General features: G+C 29.3%; 10 protein-coding genes and 1 pseudogene. 2 read left to right on the top strand and 9 right to left on the bottom strand.

Translation table 11 applies throughout. The features are described 5' to 3' along the window. Positions 1–86: 86 nt before the first annotated feature. Complete coding sequence (locus Q1A46_RS15555) at positions 87–953, top strand: hypothetical protein (protein WP_299680758.1); 867 nt, start codon at positions 87–89, stop codon at positions 951–953. Between the two features lie 14 nt (positions 954–967). Continuing rightward, positions 968–1,333 (top strand): annotated as a pseudogene (locus Q1A46_RS15550) (DUF2237 family protein). A 75-nt stretch (positions 1,334–1,408) separates the two neighbouring features. Here Q1A46_RS15550 and Q1A46_RS15545 read toward each other — a convergent pair. The 9 genes from Q1A46_RS15545 to Q1A46_RS15505 form a co-directional block, all read right to left on the bottom strand. Continuing rightward, positions 1,409–2,923 carry a hypothetical protein gene (locus Q1A46_RS15545; RefSeq protein ID WP_299680755.1) on the bottom strand — a complete coding sequence of 505 codons (1,515 nt, stop codon included), beginning with the start codon at positions 2,921–2,923 and terminating at the stop codon, positions 1,409–1,411. 72 nt (positions 2,924–2,995) lie between these two features. Continuing rightward, entirely contained in the window at positions 2,996–3,364 is a 369-nt protein-coding gene (locus Q1A46_RS15540) for a DUF423 domain-containing protein (RefSeq protein WP_299680752.1), read from the bottom strand. A 3-nt stretch (positions 3,365–3,367) separates the two neighbouring features. Then, positions 3,368–7,015, bottom strand: coding sequence for a metallophosphoesterase (locus Q1A46_RS15535; RefSeq protein ID WP_299680749.1), 3,648 nt, complete (start codon positions 7,013–7,015; stop codon positions 3,368–3,370). A gap of 32 nt (positions 7,016–7,047) precedes the next feature. Beyond that, the gene (locus Q1A46_RS15530) at positions 7,048–7,146 is read right to left on the bottom strand and encodes an AraC family transcriptional regulator (RefSeq protein WP_306420535.1); all 99 of its coding nucleotides are present in this window, start codon (positions 7,144–7,146) and stop codon (positions 7,048–7,050) included. A 206-nt stretch (positions 7,147–7,352) separates the two neighbouring features. Beyond that, entirely contained in the window at positions 7,353–7,958 is a 606-nt protein-coding gene (locus tag Q1A46_RS15525) for a MarR family winged helix-turn-helix transcriptional regulator (protein WP_299680746.1), read from the bottom strand. Between the two features lie 54 nt (positions 7,959–8,012). After that, on the bottom strand, positions 8,013–8,276 hold the full coding sequence (locus tag Q1A46_RS15520) for a DUF2024 family protein (RefSeq protein WP_299680743.1): 264 nt from the start codon (positions 8,274–8,276) through the stop codon (positions 8,013–8,015). 1 nt (position 8,277) lies between these two features. Beyond that, on the bottom strand, positions 8,278–8,532 hold the full coding sequence (locus Q1A46_RS15515) for a hypothetical protein (RefSeq protein WP_299680740.1): 255 nt from the start codon (positions 8,530–8,532) through the stop codon (positions 8,278–8,280). 78 nt (positions 8,533–8,610) lie between these two features. Then, positions 8,611–9,003 (bottom strand): hypothetical protein, encoded by a 393-nt coding sequence (locus tag Q1A46_RS15510; RefSeq protein WP_299680737.1) that lies wholly within the window; start codon positions 9,001–9,003, stop codon positions 8,611–8,613. Between the two features lie 69 nt (positions 9,004–9,072). Further along, on the bottom strand, positions 9,073–9,306 hold the full coding sequence (locus Q1A46_RS15505; RefSeq protein ID WP_299680734.1) for a thioredoxin family protein: 234 nt from the start codon (positions 9,304–9,306) through the stop codon (positions 9,073–9,075). Positions 9,307–9,537 lie beyond the last annotated feature (231 nt).

Here is a 9,537-nt window from a genome sequence, read left to right as displayed (position 1 = left end):
CAAAAAACCAGAGAAGCTAGCTTCTCTGGTTTAAATAATACTTTTTAAAACTGTCAACCTATTTTAGGACGACTCATCTTTAATTTATGAAAAAAAGCTATTACCTAGTCTTATTATTTTTAAGTTTTGCTTGTTCAAACCATGGTCAATTAAAAAAACTAGCAAGATTACCTAAGTTGTTAGATGAAGTTTCTGGAATAGAAAAAATACATGGTAAAAACTTATTTTGGATGCATAATGATGGTGGTAACAAAAATGAAATTTACTTGGTGAATTCATCAGGAAAAATAGAAAGAACTGTTATTATTAATGCAAAAAATAACGACTGGGAAGATATTACTTCAGATGAAAAAGGGAATTTGTATTTAGCTGATTTTGGAAACAATGAGAATATAAGACAAGACTTAACTATTTTGAAAATTAACTTTGAAGAAGTAATGAATAAGAAGTCTGTTGAAGTTGAAAAAATACAGTTTGAATATCCAGAACAAACCAAATTTCCACCTAAAAAGAAAAAGCGTTTTTTCGATGCAGAAAGTATACTTTTTTACAAAGATAGTTTGTACATTTTTACAAAAAGTAGAGTAAAAAAAGATTATGGAAAAACGAGTTTATATAAAATACCAGCAAGTAAAGGGAAATACCAGGCAGAGTTACTTGGTAGTTTCGAAAATTGCTCTAAAATGAAATGTTGGATAACATCTTCAAGTATTTCAAACGACGGAAAACAAGTTGCTTTATTAACATCTCATACAGTTTTGTTATTTTATGATTTTGATGGCGATAATTTTTTAAAAGGAAAGCTAAAAGAAATTGATCTTGGTTTTGTGTCTCAAAAAGAAGCTATCGATTTTAATGATGATGACACAAAATTATTTATCACCGATGAAAGATCTCACGGAAAAGGAGGGAAATTATATGAGTTTGATCTTTCAAGAAAAACAAATCACTAAAGGAAAAGGAATTTATGGAATTAAATGTTTTAGGAAAACCATTACTAAGTTGCTGTGATAATCCAGCTACGGGTTATTTTAGAGATGGTTTATGTAGAACTGCAGCTCACGATTATGGAACACATGTAGTTTGTGCAGTTGTAACACAAGAATTTCTTGAATTTACTATAAGAAGAGGAAATGATTTATCTACTCCAATACCACATTGGAAATTTCCAGGTTTAAAACCAGGTTCTAAATGGTGTTTGTGTATTTCAAGATGGTTAGAAGCATAACAATATGGAAAAGCGCCAAAAATTATTTTAGAAGCTACACATCAAAAAGCTTTACAATACACAACCTTAGAAAAGTTGAAAACTTATGAATTTGTAATTTCTTAGTCTATAATTCTAAAAACACTTTCCTTTAGTGTCAATAAAAAATTGACGAGCTTATAGCTTTATAAACTACAATATTTAATTCTTCATTTTATATAAATTGAAAGGAATACCAACTCTAATTCTAGCCACAAAGTTTTTGTAAGCATTTTTATCATATCTAGCATTGTCAAAACCAATATCAATACCAAAAGTAAGTCCTGTTTTATTGTCTTTTGGTTTTCTAAATACAGGACCAAATAAAAGCGAATAATTATCTTGATAAAATGAATTTGCAGGAGTTTTAATCTTGTATCTGTGCGCTAAAGATAAGTTTAAACCAAACACTTTTTTCTCTCCAAAAAAGTAGGCTCCATAAAGGTTAAAAGTTCCGTATTGTAATGTTTCATCTACGTTGTCAAAACTTCCAAGAACTTGCTCATCTTCATCTTTTATTATAAACAAACCATCTGTATTAACTTCAGCAATTTCAGCTGTTCCATTAATTAAGTTGCTATTTAAAAATGAGCCAAAATTAAATTGTAAACCTGCTTTTGTATAAAGAGCAGAATAACGTTTGTTTAAAGTCCAATTTAAGTTTAAAGAAACAACTGTGTTTAATCTGTTAATCCCTGTTTTCTTTGCTTCTAAAGCATTAAAGTCTGTTAACACAGCTTCATTGATATTCGCCGCTTTTTCAGAAAAATTAAAAGAGTTATTATTCAAACGAACATTAGCATCTAACCACCAGAAATTATAACCTGTACTTTTTATGTTTTTTTTATCATAAACATAAGCAGTTTCTTTAATTAATTCACTTAAAGCTCTATTTCCCTCTTTTTTTTGAGACCAAAGTAAATCTAGAAGTTTATTAATACTGTTGTAATTACTCTTGTTTTTTGTTGAGTCAGTGTAATCTTTAAAATTTAAATTAGTGATTTCTCTGTTGCCTTTATACTTTTCAATTGTTTTAAAAATTTTTTCTAGGTTTTTTAAATCTTTAAAATAACGTTTTAAGATGCTGTCGTTTTTTCCTTTTTTTAATGCATTTAGATATAATTCTAGTTTATTCTTATACTCATTCTTCTTAATAGAAGTTATTTTTTTAGTAATACTATCTCGAATAAAAATTTTTCTAAGAACTTTATTATGATTTAGTTTGTTTTTGCCTTCATTGGTTAAGCCAGAAGCTTTAAATTTCCAAATAAGACCTAAATTTCCACCAACATTACTTTGCCATTCACCTCTAGAGTACAAGTTAAAAAAAGAACCACTACCATTTGCATTAATTCCGGCTTTTAGAAAAAATTGATGTTTACTTTCTCCCCATAAATGAAAATTAGTATTTACAGAAACTCTAGTTTTCTCGTCGTTTAAAGAAACACCAAAAGCAGAAGCATTATCAACTAAATCTGAATTATTGAAAATAACATAGTTAAAAGCGTTGGTTAGCCTTTCGTTTAAAAGTTTACTTTGAATAATAGTTTTGCCATGATGTGCACCTTTATAATTTGAAGTTATAGAGTCTAAGCGCTTATTAAATATTTCTCTTTTAGATTGAGAATACGTAGCGATGTAAGATAAAAATAGAATTAATTTTATAAAGGTTCTCATTGACTTTTATTTTGGTTGGGATAAAAATAAAGCCTTAAAGTGACGAATCTTATACCTATTTGTAGGTAGATTTTAGAGAATAGATACACCTAACAGCAACCAACCAGCAGCCAAACAAAGTCCGCCTAATGGAGTAATAGGACCTAAAAACTTCATTTTCTTTCCAAAAGCATCAGACAATACTAAACCATAAATACTGAAAGAAAATAATAGTACACCAATAGTAAATAAAAGTAAACTATTGGCGTATTTTTCATTAAACTGTAATCCTAATGTGAGTAATACAATTGCGTGATACATTTGATATTTTACTCCAGTTTCAAAACTAGTGAGTTGATCTGTAGTTAATTTTTTCTTTAAAAAATGTGCTCCAAAAGCTCCTAAAATGATAGCTAAAAAACCAAAAGTAGCAGCAATAATAATTGTGATTTCCTGAGTCATGTTTTAAAAGTTAAATCCTAAACTAAATGTAAAACGGCTACCATCATCTCCGTTAAATAAAGCTAAGTTAGCGGTAAACATATCCAATCCACTTAACCAGAAAGAACCTCCGTAACTAGAGTTCCAAGTATTCGATTGTGCAGCAAAAGGGCTCCAAACTTTACCATAATCAAAACCACCAGTAACTCCAACTCTCATAGGAATAAAAGCTTTAAAACTACCTAAACGTAAACGTAAATCGTTGGTGTGATAAAAACTCTCAGTTCCTGTAAAACGCTGATTGTTGTATCCTCTTAAGTTTCTATTTCCACCGATACTTGCTGCGTGATATATTTCGAATCTATTTTTAAAATTTAAATGACTACCAACTTCCGTAGCATAAACTAAACTTCTATTTGGAACTAAATTCTGATAAATAGCAAGTGAAGTTTTTAAATATCCGAAATATCTATTTGTGTTATTTGTGTTCATTTTAGCTCCCATAGTAACATCAAAGTTCATTCCTTTTGTAGGGAAACTATTATTATCAACTCTATTGTGATTAAAGTTCACTTCACCTCCAGCAAAATAATTTCTATCAAAAATATTAATAGCACTATTAGGAGAGTTTGTAATATTTCTATTTGGAGTATTTTCTACTTTAATAGCTTCAAAAGTACCTGTAACTTTAAAAGTACTTCCCCAATTAAATCTTCTGATTAAAGAAGGAAGCAATAAGAATTCTTCTCGTTTAACTCTGTAAAAGTCTAAATCTCTACTTTGATCAAAATTTGTTTCATTTCCGTAACCAAAGAAGTTAAAAGAATAATTACTACTTGTAGCACGAGCTTTTAATTCTAAACTCCAATTTCCAATAAATTCTGTAAACTCACCGGTATAATTGATATCGAAACCATTAGTACTTGAGTAATAATTTGCTGTTAAATTATGTTGGTTATCAAATGGTCTTTTCTTAAAACCATAACGAGTATGCGTAACATTTACTCCAAAGAAGAAACCATCATCTGGGTTGGCACCTAAACTTGGAAAAACAAGTGTTGTGTTATTTTCTATATCTCTATGGTTATAAGTGTTTTTGAAGTAGTTATCTTCTCTTAAATCGTCAACTTCTTTTCCATTTACTGTATTTTTTTTAGAAATATAATCGTAAACTTTTGTCATTTTACTATTACCTTCAACAGAAGAGTTATCTTCGTAAAGATCGTTGTTATGTCCTCCAATTAAACGTAATAAAATTCCTTCTTGAACATCACCAGAAATAAAGAATTGATCTTTTCCATTTAATCCATAAAGTTGAATTTCTTCAGTTTCACTAGTTTTAAAAACTCTACTAAAAAATTTATTTTGTTTTCTTAAGATTTCAACACTAGTTTCATTGTTGTTTAAACGCTTAATAATGAAAATATCATCTTTATCTGTACCAACTATTTGAACTTTCTTAGCTTGTTTTGCATAATATTTTCTTGCGAAAGATTCTAATTTGTCTCTTCTAGATTTAATTTTAGCAATTAATTCTTCTCCATCAATGTCGTATACATTCTTAGGGAATTGTTTTATTGAGTTTTCAATAACTTCATCAGTTAAGTTACGTTGAATATATTTTACCTCTTTTAACCAATCTTCTAAAGTTAATTGATTTAAGAATTCTGCATCAAAGAAACGAGGATAGTTGTTATACCACTTCATATCTTTAATATCGTAATCCATAGTTTGCATGTTCTTAATTAACGGAGTGTTTAATTTTAAAAGCGGAATTAAAACTCCATCAAATCGAGAAAACGGTTGATCACGATCTCTAGGAATTGGTCTGTAGTAGGTTTTATCATCTTCTGTTTTAAATGAAGCAAAACGCCATTGATCTTCATGACGATCCCAATCTCCAATTACCATATCGAACAACCTAGAACGCACTGTAAAGCTTTGATCAATGGTATGTTTTCCGTTTTTTCTGATTTTCTCTAGTACATCATAAGTACTAATAATCTTTTTAGAGTTACCAAACGAAGCAACATCTTCACGATTTCCAGCGGGTCTTTCCTCTAATAAATATAAACCACCACCAAAAACATCGTTATACATTCCTAAAGCAGGTTGTTTAGGCATGTAATATAATTTAGGGTTTGTATGATAAATACCAGCAGCTTCAGCCATATCAGGAATTACAAAAGCAGCATACGGATGCGACATAGTAAAAATATCTTGAACAACATCTACTAAAAAAGTACCTTTTAAAACACCTCCCATAATTCTACTTCCATCTTTATACATAGATCGAAGCACATATTGTTTTCCATCAGCATTTTCTAGTCGTAAGGAATTTGTTTGGTTTCCACCACCACGACGAATTGGTTTTAAACCTCCAAAAACGTTATCCAATTCTAAAACGGGAACAGTAATTTCTTTACCATATTTTTCACGGTTTAAATCACCCCACATGAATTTATGAAAACCAGAAACATCTACTGCATCTTTACTATATAAAGTAGTTGTAATTTCTTTTTTATGTTGTTCAAATTCAGAAAAATCAAAATTTGTTTCTCTTAGGATAGGAGCTATAATTTGTTTGCTGAATAATAATTTGTTCTTATCCTCATCATTTGCAGAGTAATACTCAACGATTGCAGAACCATCATCATAGAAGTTTAATTTAGCATAACCATAATTACCATAAGTGAATTCGGCACCATAGCCAACTAAAGCAGGAGATTTTTTAGATCCTGCTCCACTTACAATTTGTTTAAAACCGTTGTTTTCTATGTATTGTAAATTATGTTCGTGCCCTCCAACAAAAACAATGTTATTTTTAAAGTCGTTAGCAATAGTTTCTATTTGACGAACAAAATCGCTATACTGTTTATGAAAGTTATCAGTTTGAATACCTGCATGAGAACGTAACATATTTTTAAATGTTCCTAAAATAGGAGCCGGACTCATATGATCTTTTACAGAAAAACTTCCTCCGTGCGGACCATTAGAATACATTGGATGGTGCATAGCTACTACTACATTTTTGTACCTATTCTTTTTAAATAAACTCCATAATTCTTCAATAAAACGTTCTCTAGTTTTAATATCACAATTGTCATTTATTTTAGGCTCTTCATCCCAATTCATGATAAACCATTTACTGTCAATAGTAATTAGAGTTAAATTCTCATTAATATCAACCTTATCTAATCCACAACCGTTTTCAGGTAAAAACGAATCATTACCTAATGCTTTTTCAACTAGTTTTTCTTGTCTTTTTAATCCGTCTACACCATTATACCAATCATGATTACCAGGTATAAAAATACTTCTACCTTTATTTTTCTTTGCAACTGCTGTTTGAATCTCTAAACGATATTTAGAAAGTTTATAATCCTGATGTTTTTTAGGGTAAATTCCAACAGGATATACATTATCTCCTAAGAACAATGCAGTACTATTCTCTGTTGCATTTATAAGTTCTTTTTCAAAGAAGTTTAAAGAAGTAAGTTGATCACCTTCTTTAGCTACATTACCTGCGTCACCAATTAAATAGAAAGTATGATTAGGTTTTTTAGTTGTTGTTTGTTGAGGTGTGTAGTTTTTAGAACTATACTGAGCTTTATAACTAGCACATCCATAAATGCACACAGAAATTATAGCTAAAAGAAAGAATTTCTTCATAGTAGTTGAGTTAATCTAAACAAAAATACAAATTAGTTTACAGATCGATATTGAACAGGTGAGTAGCCCGTTTTCTTCTTGAATATCTTACTGAAATGTTGAGGGTATTCAAAACCTAAATTGTAAGTAATTTCACATTTTATTGTGATTTCACCTTTTTTTAGAAGTTTGAATTTTCCAGTTTTTTTGCCCTATGAGACTTGTAGAATAGATGATAAGTATAAGTGTTATAATTTTGTTCATGATGTAATACTTTTAATTACATCACAAAATTACTTTTAAAGCCTTTGTAAAAAGTATACATTTTACTGAATGATGTGTACAAATTTCTTATTGACTAGTTTTTTATTTCAAAATCAGGACAGTCAAGTCTGATTTCTGTAGTTTGGAGTTGTGTGTTTAATAAATTGCAAAAATGAGAAGTATCGTTTTTTTGATAATATTTACACCCGTAACAAGTTCTTTGTACTGAAAGAATTCCGTTTTTGTTTAGTTTATGAATTAAAGTACTTAAAGTTTCAAATAAACTTTCTTTTTCTTGTTGTTCGAAATTGTCTACTTGATTTTTTAAAGGATTTGAAAATCCTTGAGTTTCATTTACAATCTCTTTTCCTTTTTCTGATAAAATGATCGTATAACTTCTATTATCTGAAGAAGAATAATCTTTTATAATCAACTCTTTTTTATGTAATACACGAATGGCATCACTTATAGTAGGTTTTGTAACATTAAATTCTTTGGCAAGATGACTTACATTACATAAATCTCGTTTATGAAAAGTAATAAAAATTAGAATTTGTATTTGAATGGGACTTAAACCTATAAGTTTTGCTTTTTCCCAAAGCAGTTTTTTAAAAACTTCCGAAACACGTTCTAAACCAGCAACTATTTTGCTAGAAATATCTTTTTCTTGTTGTTCAGGGTTAAAAGTACTTTCGTTCATAAAAAAAGCCTGTCTGAATTTAGTAGACAGGCAAAGTTAGTAATCCTAATTAAATTAATTGCAGTTTTCCATTTCTATAATTGCAAATCCGTTTTTTTGAATCACAGAAACTACCTCTTCAGTAGCTTGTTCAATGTGGCAAAGGCGACATTCTTTAGCCGTTAATTGTAATGTTTTAAAGGTTTTACTTTTTAGATACGTTTTACCAAAGTCAAATACTGTATTTGAATCTGTAATATGATCTGGTACTAAAATATCGAAATGCATTAATTTGCCATCTTCTCTGTTTACATAGGTGTCCCAAACTGATACTTTCATATTATTGAATTTTTACTTTATAGGGTAATGATAAATTTCCACTAGCTACACTAAATACATGATATACACCAAGCATCGGTAAATTACTGTTACTGGTATTAACTTTCATAAATGCAGTTACTCCATCGTAATTAAAATCAGATTTATTATTCATTCTATAATTCGGAACAACAACTTTTATAGTATGTTTTTCTGTAGTTACTGGAAAACCTGGAGAATCCATATACATTGGCATTCCTGGATTTGTAGGTGGCAATACTATTGTTTTATCTGCTTTTTTAAATTGTTTTACTGAAAGCCCACCTGAAACTTTATCATCTTTATGTAATACAACCTAATGTGGATGCCATATAATTCCATCATTGTCGTATTTCTGATCATTATTTTCATCCCACAAAGGAGTATCATCAAAATCAGGATGAGAAGTTAAAGCGAGTGCAACAATACCTGAGGTTTCATTAAAACCAACATCAGTTGATTGTAAAGATGTAGGGAATACATAACCTAAAACTGGTGCTCCATCCAATTGCCCCGTTTTTTTAGGAACAGTTTTACCTGCGAAACCTTTTACTTCAATTTCCCAAACTGTTACTCCTAAGTCTGTTTTATTTGTAACCTGTACGTTTTTAATACTAAAGTTATCATCTTCATATTCCTTTTGCTGAGAAAAAGCAACTGTTATTGAAAGTAATAATAGTATAGTTAATTGTTTAATATTAGTTTTCATATTATTTATTTTAATAGTTAGGATTCTTTTTTTAGGTAGGAATCCTAACTATATTGATTTAAAAAAAGATTATCCTTTTACATCTTCCATAGAAGCACCGAAGTTGATATGTAAAGCATTACCATTTGGAGTTACCAAAGCAGGTACTGATTTAACTCCTACTGATTCAGCTTCAGCAATTCTGTTTCGATCTTCACCAATGTGAACGATTTCTACATTATCTGATCCAATTAAATTAACGATATCATGTTCTGCACTTATACAAACTGGACAACCTGCGTGGTAAAAAATTGATTTACTCATAATAATATGTATTGATTTTAAATTTGTTTCTATTTTAATTATGATACAAATATAGTAAGGATTCCTAACTAAATAAAATTTTTGATAGATTTTTTTCTAATATTAATTCTGAATATATCATGAAACCCTTGTGTTATAAGGGAAACAGTATGTGTTTATTTTTCTCTTAGAATAAAGAAAAGTCTCTTAAATTATGTTATAAGAGACTTTTTAGTATATTATTTATATTGA

The sequence above is a fragment of the uncultured Tenacibaculum sp. genome (assembly GCF_947502995.1).
In the GTDB taxonomy this organism is placed as follows: domain Bacteria; phylum Bacteroidota; class Bacteroidia; order Flavobacteriales; family Flavobacteriaceae; genus Polaribacter.
Note: the sequence above shows the minus strand (reverse complement) of the source record. Positions and strands in the feature narration are given on the sequence as shown.